This window comes from Sphingobacteruim zhuxiongii, from assembly GCF_009557615.1.
GTDB classification, from domain to species: Bacteria; Bacteroidota; Bacteroidia; order Sphingobacteriales; family Sphingobacteriaceae; genus Sphingobacterium; species Sphingobacterium zhuxiongii.
On the sequence record NZ_CP045652.1, the window covers coordinates 1,187,737 to 1,202,067 of the forward strand.

Genomic DNA, 14,331 nt, shown 5'->3' on the forward strand with positions numbered 1-14,331 from the left:
TTAAGATCTCCTTTAGTTTTTTATAGACTTATTTGGTTTTCGAGAGACCGAAAGCCTGTTCGAGAATATCAAATGCTATCTCCGCCATTTTATTACCCTGCTTATCTAACAATGGATTTACTTCGACGATTTCGAAACAAGTTACCCTTTTGTCCGCTAAGAGACTATTTATGATTTCTTGCACTTCGGAAGGTAGAAAGCCTTTCGGGACAGGGGTTCCTGTTCCCTCAGATACTAAATCACTATCCATACTATCCACATCAAATGAGATATAGAGTATTTCGCAATCTTGAAGTCTTGTTTGGCATTCTTCAAGACAAGAGTTAATTCCCCTTTTTTGAACTTCTTCAACTCTAAAGTTCTTAATGCCAAGCTTGTCAATGAGATGGTCTTCTTCTTCTTCCGTGTCGCGAACGCCGAAATAAACGATATGTTCTTTTCGAATTGGGGTGCTTTGATCCACCATTGCCTTGAGCTTTTCCCAGTAGGCATGTGTCTCCGGAGTTATATCATTTTTTTTTGCCGACGTATTGTCTATGCCTAAAATTGCTGCAATAGGCATTCCATGCATATTTCCTGAAGGCGTGGTATAGGGCGAATGAATGTCGGCATGTGCATCAATCCAAATGATGCCTAGTTTTTTGTTCGGAAATTTAGCCCGAATACCAGCTACAGTGCCGATAGCAGAGGAATGATCTCCAGAAAAAACTAACGGGAAATTCCCTCCCATTAAGCTGTTCTCTACAATGGAACTCAGGTCTTTACATTGCTGATAGATCTGTTTAATATGTTTTGCACGAGTATTTCCTTCAATTTCATAAATTGATTCATTTCTCGTTGGCACGTCAATATGTGGGTACTTTTTGAAGAAATAGCTGCCCTTATTGATTGCTGCGATCTCCATAGCGTCAATGCCTAGGTCTGCACCGCGGGTTCCTGCGCCGATATCCGACCTATTCTTGATCAATTCAATTGGTCTTTCCATAATTATTCAGTGAATTTACTCAAAGACTTTTCGATCAAGCGAAGACTTTCTGTTATTTCTTCTGGACTGATAACTAAAGGAGGGGCTAAGCGTATTTTATTTCCATGAGTAGGTTTTGCTAATAAACCATTTTCCTTAAAGGACAAGCAGATGTTCCAAGCAGTTTCGTCGTTTTCGTCTGCATCAATAACAATTGCATTTAAGAGTCCTTTACCGCGGACATTGGTGATTAAAGGACAACGACTTGCAATGTTGTTTAAGCCATTTCTAAAGAGTTCTCCCATTTGTTTGGCATGGTTGGCAAGATCTTCATCAATAACCGTTTGTACGGCTTCTAACGCTACTGCACAGGCTAAAGGATTGCCACCATAAGTTGAACCATGTTCTCCCGGATGAATGGTCATCATCACCTCGTCATTAGCAAGAACAGCTGAAACGGGCAGTACACCAGCAGACAACGCTTTCCCTAATATAATAACGTCAGGTTTACTCATTGAATGCGGATCCAAGATATCATAGGAAGCTAGCATACTTCCTGTACGTCCAATTCCAGTTTGAATTTCATCAGCAATGAATAATACACGGTACTTTGTGCATAATGCTCTGACTTTTTGGAGATAGTCTTCTGCTGGTACAATAATTCCAGCTTCGCCCTGTATAGGCTCTACAATAAATCCGGCGATATGTGGTTCGGTTTGGAATAAGCGCTCTAACGCTTCGATATCGTTGTAAGGAACCTGCAAGATTCCCTCGATGAAAGGTCCAAAGTTGTGGGTAGCCGTCAAATCATTGGATGCGGAGATCACTGATAATGTTCGTCCATGGAAATTATCCTTTGCAAATACAATCTTTGCGCTATTTTCTGGTAAACCTTTAATCTGATATCCCCATTTTCGACATAATTTCATGGCTGTTTCAACAGCTTCAACACCAGAGTTCATCATGAGTGTTTTATCATATCCAAAAAGTTGACATAGAAAAGATTCTAACTCACCTAATTTATTATTGTAGAAAGCACGGGAGGTTAATGTGAGCTGTTCTGCTTGCTTTTTCAATGCGTTAATAATTCGGGGATGGCAGTGGCCTTGATTTACGGCAGAGTAAGCAGAAAGAAAGTCAAAATATCTGTTGCCTTCGACATCCCAAACATATACACCGTTTCCTTTTTCTAGAACTACAGGAAGGGGATGGTAGTTATGCGCGCCATATTTTTCTTCTAAGTTGATATAGTGCTGAGCGTTGTTTTTTTTACTCGAGATATTCATAATTAAAGAATTTTTACGTAGGTTCGAAAAATCAAAATTAAGTTATTTTTTTTCAAAAACAATATGTTTTGAGTTTGATTGACTTAATGATATTTGTTATTAATTTAATTTGACTTTTTCTACTTCTATGGATAACGCAAATAAACTAGACGATTTTGACGTCAACATACTCAAGATTCTTGATCGAGATGGCCGTATAGCCTATTCTTCTATTGCTTTGGAACTTGGCGTTTCTAATACGATGGTTCATCAACGCATTAATCGCTTGACAGAACAGGGGATTTTAGAAGCCGTTCGTCCCGTGTTAAATGAAAGGGCATTGGGTTATGATTGGGGGGCATATACAGGCCTTAGTTTAGAGAAAGATGGCGACTCAAAAAGAGTTATTGAAGAATTAAAGAAGATACCAGAAGTAACAGAGTGTTACTACATCACGGGGAATTATACGCTTTACATTAAGATTCTTGCAAAAAATCATGAGCATATGCGCCAATTGCTATACGAACAAATTGACAATATCCCTGGTATAGCCAAGACAGACTCTATGATAGAATTGGGATGTGCGTTTAAAAGAAATGTAATCCTATAAACTAGATTGGGTTAAATGAGTTTGGAATTAAGCTCAGCGTCTTCTAATTGATAGTTTTCATCCATAATTAGACCGAAGCACGTAAAGACAGCGTTTGTAAAATCTATCAATATTGGAAAATTATCAACGGTATCAATAGAATTGAGCATGTTTTTGAATGTTTGCCAATGCGACATAAAATCCTCTTTGTCGCCAAGAAAGAATGTTAGACCTTCGTTTATTCCTTTTTTTTGAAGCATTTGGGCAATGTAGCGACCGCCTAAAGAGGATCCTTCTAAAACATATTGGGCAACGAGCGCTTCTTCAAAATTTTGTGGAATAGGAGAGGATCTAGTCACGCTATTTGGGGATTCCTGACCTAAGACATTTAAATCGTTTAGTATCATGGATGATCTACGAGAGCAAAGCTCCTTAGCTACAGGGTTTTGCTCTAGATAAGGGAAAATAACATCTTCAACCCCTTTATAGAATTCATAAAACTTATTAAGCAAATTGATGTAATCGTCCTTTGTTTCGATTTCCTTGATTTGCTTAATCACTATTTTCTCCACTCGTTGATGAGATGTTAGCGTTTCGTTTTTTAGTGTATCTGATAAAAGCGTCATAAAGTGTCTTAATTATTATCGTCGTAATTTGGAAAGTAAAGATATATTTCTGTACCGATTCCTACCGTACTTTGGATCGATATCTTTATTTCGAGCTTATCTACAATTCTTTTTACAATAGCCATTCCCACCCCAGATCCATCAAAGCCTACTGAATTAGACATACGTTTGAAGATCTCGTAAATAGAATCTAGCTCTGCTTTCTCAATACCGATACCATTGTCTTTAACGATATACATAACGCCGTTATTTTCTAAATAAGACTCGATCTGTACTGTAGGATTTTTAGATTTTGCAGAGTATTTAATTGCATTGGCGATAATGTTGAGAAATAGTTGATAGATCAACGTTTTCTCTCCATATACAGGTAGTAAGTCACCGCATACAACATTTGTTTTTTCACCAGAAAATCTGTCCTTACTATGAACAATAATTTCATCAATAAACTTGTCAGTTCTTACTAATTCCGGTTCATACTTGAAGACACTAGATTTTGAAAACTCGTGTATCTTGTCAAGCATGTTTACAATGGTTTCGACTCCATCCAAGATATTTGAAGTCATACGTTGTTTCAAATGGTCAGGAATGTTTTCTTTTGAACGTAGAAACTCGCCCGAAAGCTTTATCGCAGAGAGCGGATTTTTTAGATCATGACTTATGGTATACGAGTAGGTGTCTAAGGCGTTGTTCATCTCAATAAGTTGTTCATTGAGATGCGATATCTCGGAGGCCTTTTTAAGTAACGTTACTTGCAAAAGATCTCTAAGACGTTCCACGAAAATAGATTCACGGTAAGACCATTTTACAGATGTTCCTTTAACTTCTTCCATCCATAGGTTAAAAGACGTTCGTGGAGAAGGGATGTTAGCCTTAGCTTTGTCATCAAAAACGTAAGGTTTCTCGGGTTTCCCGGCCCATTTTTTCAAGGTCTCTATTTCTTTTCTGAACCACACGATATGAAAACCTTGTGGTCCTCTTATATTCAAATAGGCAACACCTGGAAATGCTTGAAATGACTGCTGTACACCGTCGATTGAATGCTCATGATGATGATTCGAAAGATAAATCTCTTTGTTAAGCTTGGTTAATGAATTGACGAATTCTGTTATTTTTAATCGGGCTGGCGTTTTTCCAAAAGTATGGATTTCATTTTCTTGAAGAATAGCTAATCCTTGACTTTGCATGAACTCATTTAAATCAAAGCTAAAACTCTTCAGTTCTTGAAATACATTGTTTTTCAAAAGGATTGACTCTTTTATTTTGCTTTCAAGTTGGAGTGATTCTTCCACATCTTGCAACTGCTTTTCATTTAATAACTGTTGATATCTTGCCGCAGCATAATGTGTAACCGTCAATGCCAAATTACGCTGTTGTAAATCAATACATAGCGGTTCACGGTGTTGGCAGCATACTAAACCCCATAACTTCCCCATCACCAAGATTGAAATACTCAAACTCGCTTTGAATTCGGCATTTCTCAAATACTGTAAGTGAATTGGAGAAAGCGAACGAATGGCTACCTGTTGTAAATCATAGGGTTGATTATTGAGGGATCTCATCCGATGCGGTTCAACGTTTACGTCGGCAATAAAACGTAGATGGTTTTTTGTGTAAAGCTCACGTGCCTGACGAGGAATATCAAATTCAGGATAATTATAACCTAAATAACTTTTAAGATTCTCATCCGCTAGCGATTCAGCAACATTTATCCCACTACTGTCTTCATTAAACTTGTATATCATGACGCGGTCAAATGGCATCAATTGCCTTATAATCTTGGCAACATCGTCCCAAAGGCTATCTGTAGATCGTGAAAGTGTGTTTAAATGACTATTAAAGGATAGGTTTTGAGTGAATTTTGTTTGCGACTTAATTTCGAATTCTAAATAGAAAAGGTCGTCGATCTTATAAAGGGAACCATAATATGGAATGTCGCCTAAATTTACCTCTTCAGTTAAGCGGAGGGAATTCTGTATATCCATATTGGATAGTGCCTCTTCTAATTCTGGATTTAAGGTTTTCCATTGATTTGTAACAACGTCGGAAAACTTCTTCCCCAGGATATCTCGAGTGAGAAATTCAGTGTCTGCATTCTCTGGGAGATCGCTATGCGCTAAAATTGTTTGATTTCGATCCAAGATAAATAGAAATCCAATAGGCTGAATGAGCCCAAGAAGATGGATTTGCTCGTCTTCACATTTCTTTGCGTCGATCGTCATAAATTGCAGTAATTAGAAGAAATATAGTGTGTGTTTATTTCTTGTAAAGTGTGTTTAAACAGCTTTTTTCGAAATACGGAAGCAAGATAAGTAAATTTTTGAGAAAGTCGCCTCTTATTCAATCCCGACGGAAACTTTTCAATTCTTTCCAATGGAACAAAGGAAATCGTCTTCAGGAATCTTATTTTTTACTATTTAATCGAAGATGGGATAGCTTTTCTACTGTTGTCTAGGACTGTTCCAAGGGTTATTCCATACTGAGCAAGCATGTAGGTACCCATGATGATTAATCCTGAATTAGCGATATAGGCAACAAACTTATTAGCAGCCAAGATAGAATCAGAGATTATAAAGAGTACCGCTCCAATCATAATGGCTAAGAAACTCCACAAATTGGTTTGATATTTTCTTAAGAATGCAAAGTAGCCCATCATAGCAATGACGAAGATATAAAGTATGACTGGGTATTTTTCAATACCTAAACTAGGCGATAGCAGGTTGTAAAAATTGTATGAATACAGCGATAATATGAGGGCAATTAAAAGGCGTATCTTATGTTTATTTAATTGGATAAAGTAGACCTGTTTATAAAATGCAACTACATAACAAATATGTCCGATAAGAAAGGCTCCTAAACCAAATAAGAATTTGTTTGGAAGCATTAGAAAGATATCGCCAATTAACCCAAATGCTAGCCCTACGGCAACAAGCTTTTGAAAAGTACTTTTTAATCTGGTCGCCTGGAATAGGTACGCAATCAGAACAACACAGATTAATGGTTTTGTTGCCATTCTCAAGCTCTGTAAATCTTCTGAAACGCTATACATATGAATAGCAAATAGAAGAAAATACACAATATGAGGAATGGTCTTTTTCAATATGTGAATCGGCTATGTCTCTAAAGTCTTCTTTTTGTTTTTCTCGACAAGCTTATAGCTAATAAACAGTAGAATTAGCCATAGAGGAATGAGTTCAACTGATATTTTTAAGCCTGTGAACCACATCATCACAAGGACACCAACCAAGAATACCAAACTGAAATAATTACTGATTGGATATAGTATTGTCGGGAATTTGGTTTTAATACCTTGCTGATCTTTCTTCTTGCGGAAGAACATATGAGTCAACGTAATCATAATCCAATTGATAATTAATGCGGATACAACAAGTGACATTAAGATTCCCAAGGCTTCCTTTGGAATTACTTTATTGATCACAACAGTAATCGCAACGATTCCTGCTGAAACTAATATTGCATTGACAGGGGAGTGGTTTTTATTTAGTTTTTTTAAGAATTTTGGTGCATTTCCTTGTTCTGCCAACCCGTAAAGCATTCTGGAATTACTGTAAACACAACTGTTATATACTGATAGCGCCGCTGTCAGTACAATAACGTTTAATGCATTCGCAATAATCGTTGTGAAGTAGAATGTTTTACCAAAGAGATGGAATTCAAATCCTTTCAATGTTGCAAAGACTTCAACAAAGGGACTTGTATCAGCGGAAATTGACCGCCAAGGCATTAATGAGAATAATATAAAAAGAGCACCAACGTAAAACACGAGGATACGCCACAACACTTGATTAGTTGCCTTAGGGATATTCTTTTCAGGATTTTCAGCCTCAGCTGCAGTGATACCTACCAGTTCCAGACCGCCGAATGAAAACATAATTATGACGAGCGCGGCGAGTAATCCTTGATATCCTCCAGCGCCGTCTAGCGCTAACCATCCTTTCGGGAGAAACCCACCATCGTTATATAGATTGGCGACGCTTGCACGATCGCCTCCATTTCCTGAGAGTAGGAGGTAGGAACCGAATATTATCATCGCAATAATTGCCAATACTTTGATGATCGAGAACCAGAACTCCGTTTCTCCATATACTTTTACAGAAGCGAGATTGATGGCATTAATAATAAAGAAGAAGAATAAAGAGGATGCCCATAAAGGGATTTCTGGCCACCAAAATTGCACATATTTTCCAATAGCTGTTAATTCTGCCATGCTGACGAGAATATATAGAATCCAATAATTCCAGCCAGAGGCAAAGCCAGCAAAAGGCCCCCAGTATTTATTTGCAAACGAACTGAAGCTTCCTGATATTGGTTCTTCAACAACCATTTCACCTAGCTGTCGCATAATGAAAAATGCAACTAAGCCTGCTATCGCATAACCTAAAATAACAGATGGTCCCGCAAGTATTGCCGCTTGACCAACGCCTAAGAATAAACCTGTTCCAATAGCTCCTCCTAAAGCAATAAGCTGAATGTGACGATTGCTTAATCCTCTTTTAAGTTCTTTTTCTTGATTTTCCTGCACCTTGTAGATTATTTTTTTGCAAATGATTGGAGCTAATATAGGTTCTATCTTGCCCAAAGATCGCTCTCTGCTGCAAGATAGATTTTTCATTTTACTTTTCAGGAATCATGCGTAAAAATTGGGGATATTTTCGCATTCCCTAATTATTCAATAAGAGGAACTATCTTGAATATATAATATATTTATTGTTCGCTATACATCCAGATTACAACCACACCCTTTACCACAACCAGCAGTATTTTTCTTTGATTTTCCAGGGAAAAATGAACGAAAAATAAAGTATAAGGCCCCTATAAATAAGAGAAAGATAATGATGTACTGGATGATTAAACTAGTTTCCATTACTTTAATGTTTGATACGCAATCAATGCCGCTAGGTAAGCAAGACCCGTCATAAATAGGGTTTGTATCAGCGTCCAGCGCCATGAGCCAGTTTCCTTACGGACAACTGCTATAGTCGCCATACATTGCATTGCGAAGGCGTAAAATAATAATAACGATATTCCTGAAGCCATATTATAGGCTGGCTGTCCGGTATTTGCATTGATTTCAGAACGCATTTTTGATAGAAGCGTGTTCTTTTGATCGTCATCTTCAATATCTACATCATCCCCGAGACTGTATACAACAGCCATAGTTCCTACAAATACCTCTCTTGCAGCAAACGATGAGATTAAACCGATACCCATCTTCCAATCGTAACCTAAGGGGCGTACAATAGGTTCGATTCCCATGCCGATATATCCTAAGAAAGAATGCTCCAGTTGGTACGATGAAACAGCCTTAGCAAGCTCGTCTCCTTCTAGATTTGGACTAGTTTGCACGACATAATCTTCCGCTTTGTAAAACTTATCGTTAGGGCCGAAATTACCTAATACCCAAAGTACGATTGAAATTAATAGAATAATTTTACCAGCATCAACAAGGAAGCCTGATGCCTTATCCCAAACGTTAGTAGCCACGTTTTTCCAATCTGGCATTTTATAGGTCGGCAATTCGAAAATCAAAAATGAAGAACGGACGCTTTTAATAATTTTATTGAGTATCAGAGCGGAGAAAAGGGCGCCTATAATACCTAATATGTACATAGCAAAAAGCGCAATACCTTGCATATTGAATCCTAAGAATTTCTCATCAGGAATCACTAAACCGATAATAACAATATAGATTGGTAAGCGCGCAGAACAAGTCATAAATGGCGTTACTAACATCGTTAGAAGTCGTTCTTTCGGGTTCTCAATGTTTCTCGCAGACATGACAGCAGGTATAGCACAAGCTACGCCAGACATCAATGGTATTACTGATTTTCCATTCAGCCCGAACGGCTTCAACCATCTATCCATAAGAAAAACAACCCGACTCATATAGCCTGATTCTTCCATAATAGAAAGGAATAGAAAAAGAATAACAATCTGTGGAACGAATATTACAATTCCACCAATACCCGCCACAATTCCGTAGATGAAAAGTGAAGAAAGCGGTCCGTCTGGTAACTTGTCGTCCAAATAAGCCGTTAAATCACCGAAAGCGCCATCAATCCAATCCATCAAAGGACCGGACCAAGAATAAATCGCCTGAAAGATTAGAAATAATAGACCAAAGAAAATGATATATCCGAATACGGGATGCAGTAAAAACCTATCGATTTTATTGGTGCTGTCTAATTTATGGTTTTCAGTCTTTAAGATGAAAGAATCTAAGTCCCCACTTGTTTTATCATGTCGAGTAAGTGATTCTTGTTTTTGTAAATCATGCGCATTTAGTCCATATCGATTTCTGATATTCGCTAATTTATCTTGCGTTTCTTTAGGCAGGTTACTGATATGTTCCTGAGCAAGGTATTGCCAGGTCAGGTATTCCGTTGCTAAAGGGAACAATGCTCTTGCCTCATCCATTGCTGCTTGATATGCATCGGGGATCTGGTAATTACCGAAATAATGACCAACTTTTTGATCCAAGCCTTTGATGAGTTCATCGATTCCTTTTCCTGTTCGCGCATTGGTCTTGTAGACCTTTGCTTGCAGATAGGCTTCGAGCTTATTGAAATCGATCTGCATGCCCTTCTCTTCAAGTTCGTCGATCATGTTCAATACAAAGACCGCTGGAACACCAAGTTCACGAGCTTGTTGGTAAAGAATAATGGATCGTTTAATCGTGGAAGGTTCTGCGACAACCAGTGTTAGATCTGGATATAGTGGGTTGTTTTTGTCGCTTAAAACATTAAATACTATCTCTTCGTCTAATGAGCTAGGAAATAGTGTATAAGTACCTGGAAGATCAACTATATGGTACTTTTTGCCGTTCGCACTAAGCGTTCCTTCGCGCTTCTCGACAGTGATACCAGGGTAGTTACCTACTTTTTGGTTTAATTTCGTAAGTCTGTTGAATAGGGATGTTTTTCCAACATTAGGATTCCCTAATAGAATGATTGTTGGGTTTGCCATTAGATTCTTTCTGCGACGATAAGTTTTGCTTCAGATTTTCGGATTGCGATTAGTGCGTTGTTTTCGATGATATTAACACATATAGGGCCGTTCAAAGGCGCTTTATGTTTTACTTCAACTAATGAACCGGGGTAGAATCCGAGTTCATAATATTTCGCGGGTATTTCTAGGGATTGTATTTCGTTGATTTTAACTCTATCTCCAATATTTAGCTTGTCCAGGCTAATCACATCTTGCATCTGTACTTATTTAGATTAAATTTTAATAAAAATATCTCAACGGAAGCAAATATAAAGAATTAAAATCTTTTAATTTGTAAGCTAAGTCACACTAATGTATTAAAATATGCCAAAGATTGAAGAGCTAGTAAAGGTCAGAAAATTTGCTAGTGCTTGGCATCGCGCGACCATTAACATCATTTACAGTAACAACTGGCTGAATGTGGTATTGGAGAAGAGAGCCGGTGCGAAGCAGCTGACGTTACAACAGTTTAATGTACTTCGGGTATTGAGGGGACAATATCCAAATCCAGTAACCAACAATTTACTTAAAGAGCGATTGCTAACTAAAACGCCTGATATTAGTCGTTTAGTCGATCGCATAGTAACCAAAGGGTTGGTTACTAGAGAAAAAAACAGCATCGATAAGCGTGCTGTTGATCTAGTTATTACGCAGAAAGGATTAAATCTACTCGAAGAAATCGAAAGCTCAATGATGCTCGACGACCTGTTACCTAATCACATCACTGAAAAAGAATGTCTTCTACTAAGTGAGTTATTAGATAAATTTAGAGGACCAAGCAACGAAGAGATTTCAGAAGTCTAGCGATTAATGATTGTGGTCATGTCCTTCATGATCATGATTATGATCATGGCCATCTTCAGTGTGGTCGTGTTGCTCCTGAGCAGGACCATGATTATGGTGTTCATGCTCATGAGGGAATAGGAAATTGGTTAGAGAAACCAATACGCCTAATAACACGGCTGCCATTTTCTTTTTGTTGAAGGTGTGGTGATCTGCAGAACCTGATTCAAATAGAATGGTGGTAGAAATATGTAAGAATATACCAATTACTACGGCCATCATTTTATCAAAATACTGCGACATATCACCGATATCACCTTGAGATAGGCCTTTGCTTATTAGAAAGCCTAGTGGTGTCATTGCTGCAAATACAGCGATGAACATGGAGATTGTTTGTTTCGATAATTTCGTATTAATCAATAAACTTCCTAAGGCGAACGCTGCCGGAATATGGTGAATCGCGATCCCAAAAACCAATTCATTTCTGTGCCCTGACGCAAGAGGAAATCCCTCTAGGAACGCGTGTAAGCATAAACTGATTAAAATTCCAACAGGAAACTTATGTTCGTGTTGATGTATGTGTCCGTGTTCAATACCTTGTGAAAAATGTTCAAGTACAAGTTGGAAAAGAAATCCCCCAAGTATATATAGTCCGATTACTTCTCCAGAGGTTTGTCCGCTATGGTACACTTCTGGGATTAAGTGGAGAACGGTAATTGCAAAGAGATAGGCACCACTAAACGATAAAATTAGTTTTAGAAGTTGTGTGTTGTCTTTTTTTACAAAGAATACAGCAATTCCGCTAATTAAAGCAGAGAGAAATAGAATGGATACAATTAGGAAACTACTCATGCAGGTATTGTTGGTGGAATATTATTTTTGGGTTCGAAAAATTTCGGAAAGAAACGTTTAAATAGGTAGCCTGTCCCTAAACCTATGAGCATGCCAACGATGGCACCACAGAGAATATCGAGCGGATAATGCACGCCTACGTATATTTGTGAAATGGATATAGAAGCCGCCCATAAAATACATAACCATAAAGTATGGCGCCATTTTCTACGGAATAATACAATCCAGAAAAAGGCCATTGCAAAGTGGTTGGTCGCATGAGATGACGTGAAACTATAGCCTGATCCACAACGCGCTCTTAAATTAATTTCATTTTTAAAGACGACATCATTACATGGTCGTACTCGTTTCACCGTTTTCTTAATCAGGTGTGAGGAGGTGGCATCAGAGATTCCAAACGTCGCCAAAGTACATGCGACGATTAATACACCAACTTTCCCATAGTGTTTAATGAAAAAGATAATTAAGAATAAATATAGCGGAGACCAAGTATACGGATTTCTCAAGATGGGTAATAACCAATCGAAGACTGGGTTGCTAAGTCCTTGATTGATGGCTAAGAAGAAATCTTGATCGAATTGAATTATTTTATCTAACATATTTGCGAAATAGATTTGTCTAAAATTTATCAAACCAAATCTAAAAAAAAAATGCAAGTAGCCTTTCGATTATTGCAAATGAAACATAGTTGCAACAAAGATAGATAAATATTGGAAAAAAAGAATAATAATCGAATTAATTGTTTAAATGCTTTAAATTTACCGCCAATATCAATTTGAACATCTATGGCATTAATAAAATCTATTTCTGGTATTCGTGGAACAATCGGTGGACGACCTGGTGATAATTTAACACCTGTTGACATTGTGAAATTCACGGCTGCGTATGGTAAAATCGTTACGGAAGGTGCTGACAACAAAACTATTGTTGTTGGACGTGATGCTCGTGTTTCGGGCGAGATGGTTGCTAATCTAGTAATTGGTACACTACAAAGTATAGGTATCGATGTTATCGATTTAGGACTTTCGACAACACCGACGGTAGAGATTGCCGTTCCCAAATTACAAGCCGCAGGTGGTATTATCTTGACAGCTTCGCATAATCCTGGTCAATGGAATGCTTTAAAGTTGTTAAACAATAAAGGTGAGTTTATCGATGATGCTAAAGGGAAAGAGGTTCTAGAATTGGGCGAAAGCTTAAACTTTGATTTTTCTCCCGTGGAGGAATTAGGTAAAGTAACTAAGGATGATTCTTTTTTACAGAAACATATTGAAGATGTTCTAGAGCTTGAATTCGTAGATGTAGCTGCTATTAAGCAAGCGAATTTTAAAGTTGCTGTAGATGCTGTAAATAGTACTGGTGGAGTTTTTATACCTGAGCTTCTAAAGGCATTGGGTGTTGAAACGGTCTATAAAATTCACTGCGAGCCCAACGGATTATTCCCACATAATCCAGAACCATTAAAAGAACACCTAACGGATCTTTCGAAAGCTGTATTGGATAATAAGGCTGATTTAGGGATTGCGGTAGATCCAGATGTTGATCGCTTAGTTTTCATGATGGAAGATGGCGAATTATTTGGTGAAGAATATACTTTAGTTGCTGTTTCTGATTTTATCTTAACACATAAAAAAGGTAATACGGTTTCTAATCTTTCTTCAACTCGTGCGTTGCGCGACGTTACTTTGAAACACGGTGGTGAATATTTCGCTGCTGCTGTTGGCGAGGTGAACGTAGTGACGAAGATGAAAGAAGTAGATGCGGTTATGGGTGGCGAAGGAAATGGAGGCGTAATTTATCCTGCCTCACATTACGGTCGTGACGCCCTAGTAGGTGTAGCCTTATTCTTAACGCATTTAGCCAAGTTAGGGAAGAAGGTTTCTGAGTATAGATCTGAACTTCCGCAGTATTTCATGTCGAAAAATAAAATTACGCTTACTCCTGGATTAGATATTGACAATCTATTGGAAAAAATGCAAGAAAAATACGCACATGAGCAGCATTCGACCATCGATGGATTAAAGATTGATTTTGCGAATGAATGGGTTCACTTACGTAAATCAAATACAGAACCGATCATCCGTATTTATTCTGAGGGTCATACGCCAGAAGCTGCAGAAGCTATCGCTCAAAAAATTATGAATGAAATTCAAGAGATTGTTGGTTAAAACATTCTTACGATATTAATAAATTAAATCCCCCAAAACAGCTATTTTATGTTTTGGGGGATTTTGCTTTTTTTGCTAC

General features: G+C 37.8%; 14 protein-coding genes. 3 read left to right on the forward strand and 11 right to left on the reverse strand.

The window, feature by feature from the left end; translation table 11 throughout:
• Nucleotides 1-28: 28 nt before the first annotated feature.
• Both GFH32_RS05130 and rocD read right to left on the reverse strand, forming a co-directional pair.
• Nucleotides 29-985: an arginase gene (locus GFH32_RS05130; RefSeq protein ID WP_153510057.1), complete on the reverse strand. Its 957-nt coding sequence runs from the start codon at nt 983-985 to the stop codon at nt 29-31.
• 2 nt (nt 986-987) lie between these two features.
• Nucleotides 988-2,250: an ornithine--oxo-acid transaminase gene (gene rocD / locus GFH32_RS05135; RefSeq protein ID WP_153510058.1), complete on the reverse strand. Its 1,263-nt coding sequence runs from the start codon at nt 2,248-2,250 to the stop codon at nt 988-990.
• 127 nt (nt 2,251-2,377) lie between these two features.
• Here rocD and GFH32_RS05140 point away from each other — a divergent pair, with 127 nt between their 5' ends.
• The gene (locus GFH32_RS05140; RefSeq protein ID WP_153510059.1) at nt 2,378-2,839 is read left to right on the forward strand and encodes an Lrp/AsnC family transcriptional regulator; all 462 of its coding nucleotides are present in this window, start codon (nt 2,378-2,380) and stop codon (nt 2,837-2,839) included.
• Nucleotides 2,840-2,850: 11 nt separating this feature from the next.
• On the opposite strand, the gene GFH32_RS05145 is transcribed toward GFH32_RS05140, so the two are convergent.
• From GFH32_RS05145 to GFH32_RS05175, 7 genes are all read right to left on the reverse strand, one after another.
• Nucleotides 2,851-3,444 carry a biliverdin-producing heme oxygenase gene (locus GFH32_RS05145; RefSeq protein WP_153510060.1) on the reverse strand — a complete coding sequence of 198 codons (594 nt, stop codon included), beginning with the start codon at nt 3,442-3,444 and terminating at the stop codon, nt 2,851-2,853.
• 8 nt (nt 3,445-3,452) lie between these two features.
• Nucleotides 3,453-5,663 carry an ATP-binding protein gene (locus GFH32_RS05150; RefSeq protein ID WP_153510061.1) on the reverse strand — a complete coding sequence of 737 codons (2,211 nt, stop codon included), beginning with the start codon at nt 5,661-5,663 and terminating at the stop codon, nt 3,453-3,455.
• Between the two features lie 191 nt (nt 5,664-5,854).
• Nucleotides 5,855-6,454, reverse strand: a complete 600-nt coding sequence (locus GFH32_RS05155; protein ID WP_160366790.1) for a lysoplasmalogenase — start codon at nt 6,452-6,454, stop codon at nt 5,855-5,857.
• A 99-nt stretch (nt 6,455-6,553) separates the two neighbouring features.
• Complete coding sequence (locus tag GFH32_RS05160; RefSeq protein WP_153510063.1) at nt 6,554-7,984, reverse strand: amino acid permease; 1,431 nt, start codon at nt 7,982-7,984, stop codon at nt 6,554-6,556.
• A gap of 192 nt (nt 7,985-8,176) precedes the next feature.
• Nucleotides 8,177-8,410, reverse strand: coding sequence for a FeoB-associated Cys-rich membrane protein (locus GFH32_RS18610; protein ID WP_370626496.1), 234 nt, complete (start codon nt 8,408-8,410; stop codon nt 8,177-8,179).
• Entirely contained in the window at nt 8,326-10,428 is a 2,103-nt protein-coding gene (gene feoB / locus GFH32_RS05170) for a ferrous iron transport protein B (protein WP_153510064.1), read from the reverse strand. The genes GFH32_RS18610 and feoB overlap by 85 nt, the downstream gene beginning before the upstream one ends.
• Nucleotides 10,428-10,667: a FeoA family protein gene (locus GFH32_RS05175; RefSeq protein WP_153510065.1), complete on the reverse strand. Its 240-nt coding sequence runs from the start codon at nt 10,665-10,667 to the stop codon at nt 10,428-10,430. The genes feoB and GFH32_RS05175 overlap by 1 nt, the downstream gene beginning before the upstream one ends.
• A 106-nt stretch (nt 10,668-10,773) precedes the next feature.
• Between GFH32_RS05175 and GFH32_RS05180 the strand changes: the two genes are divergently transcribed.
• Complete coding sequence (locus GFH32_RS05180; RefSeq protein ID WP_153510066.1) at nt 10,774-11,253, forward strand: MarR family winged helix-turn-helix transcriptional regulator; 480 nt, start codon at nt 10,774-10,776, stop codon at nt 11,251-11,253.
• Nucleotides 11,254-11,256: 3 nt separating this feature from the next.
• Here GFH32_RS05180 and GFH32_RS05185 read toward each other — a convergent pair whose 3' ends face one another.
• Together GFH32_RS05185 and GFH32_RS05190 are read right to left on the reverse strand one after the other, a co-directional pair.
• Nucleotides 11,257-12,084, reverse strand: a complete 828-nt coding sequence (locus tag GFH32_RS05185; protein WP_153510067.1) for a ZIP family metal transporter — start codon at nt 12,082-12,084, stop codon at nt 11,257-11,259.
• The gene (locus GFH32_RS05190) at nt 12,081-12,683 is read right to left on the reverse strand and encodes a phosphatase PAP2 family protein (RefSeq protein WP_153510068.1); all 603 of its coding nucleotides are present in this window, start codon (nt 12,681-12,683) and stop codon (nt 12,081-12,083) included. The genes GFH32_RS05185 and GFH32_RS05190 overlap by 4 nt, the downstream gene beginning before the upstream one ends.
• A 186-nt stretch (nt 12,684-12,869) precedes the next feature.
• Here GFH32_RS05190 and glmM point away from each other — a divergent pair, with 186 nt between their 5' ends.
• Nucleotides 12,870-14,252, forward strand: coding sequence for a phosphoglucosamine mutase (gene glmM, locus GFH32_RS05195; protein WP_153510069.1), 1,383 nt, complete (start codon nt 12,870-12,872; stop codon nt 14,250-14,252).
• The last annotated feature ends 79 nt before the right edge of the window (nt 14,253-14,331 follow it).

Coding starts and splice junctions, on each gene's coding strand:
- GFH32_RS05155 (WP_160366790.1), bottom strand. CDS start 6,454: ATGGCAACAAAACCATTAATCTGTGTTGTTCTGATTGCGTACCTATTC.
- glmM (WP_153510069.1), top strand. CDS start 12,870: ATGGCATTAATAAAATCTATTTCTGGTATTCGTGGAACAATCGGTGGA.
- GFH32_RS05175 (WP_153510065.1), bottom strand. CDS start 10,667: ATGCAAGATGTGATTAGCCTGGACAAGCTAAATATTGGAGATAGAGTT.
- GFH32_RS05130 (WP_153510057.1), bottom strand. CDS start 985: ATGGAAAGACCAATTGAATTGATCAAGAATAGGTCGGATATCGGCGCA.
- GFH32_RS05145 (WP_153510060.1), bottom strand. CDS start 3,444: ATGACGCTTTTATCAGATACACTAAAAAACGAAACGCTAACATCTCAT.
- GFH32_RS05190 (WP_153510068.1), bottom strand. CDS start 12,683: ATGTTAGATAAAATAATTCAATTCGATCAAGATTTCTTCTTAGCCATC.
- rocD (WP_153510058.1), bottom strand. CDS start 2,250: ATGAATATCTCGAGTAAAAAAAACAACGCTCAGCACTATATCAACTTA.
- GFH32_RS18610 (WP_370626496.1), bottom strand. CDS start 8,410: ATGGCGCTGGACGCTGATACAAACCCTATTTATGACGGGTCTTGCTTA.
- GFH32_RS05180 (WP_153510066.1), top strand. CDS start 10,774: ATGCCAAAGATTGAAGAGCTAGTAAAGGTCAGAAAATTTGCTAGTGCT.
- feoB (WP_153510064.1), bottom strand. CDS start 10,428: ATGGCAAACCCAACAATCATTCTATTAGGGAATCCTAATGTTGGAAAA.
- GFH32_RS05140 (WP_153510059.1), top strand. CDS start 2,378: ATGGATAACGCAAATAAACTAGACGATTTTGACGTCAACATACTCAAG.
- GFH32_RS05150 (WP_153510061.1), bottom strand. CDS start 5,663: ATGACGATCGACGCAAAGAAATGTGAAGACGAGCAAATCCATCTTCTT.
- GFH32_RS05185 (WP_153510067.1), bottom strand. CDS start 12,084: ATGAGTAGTTTCCTAATTGTATCCATTCTATTTCTCTCTGCTTTAATT.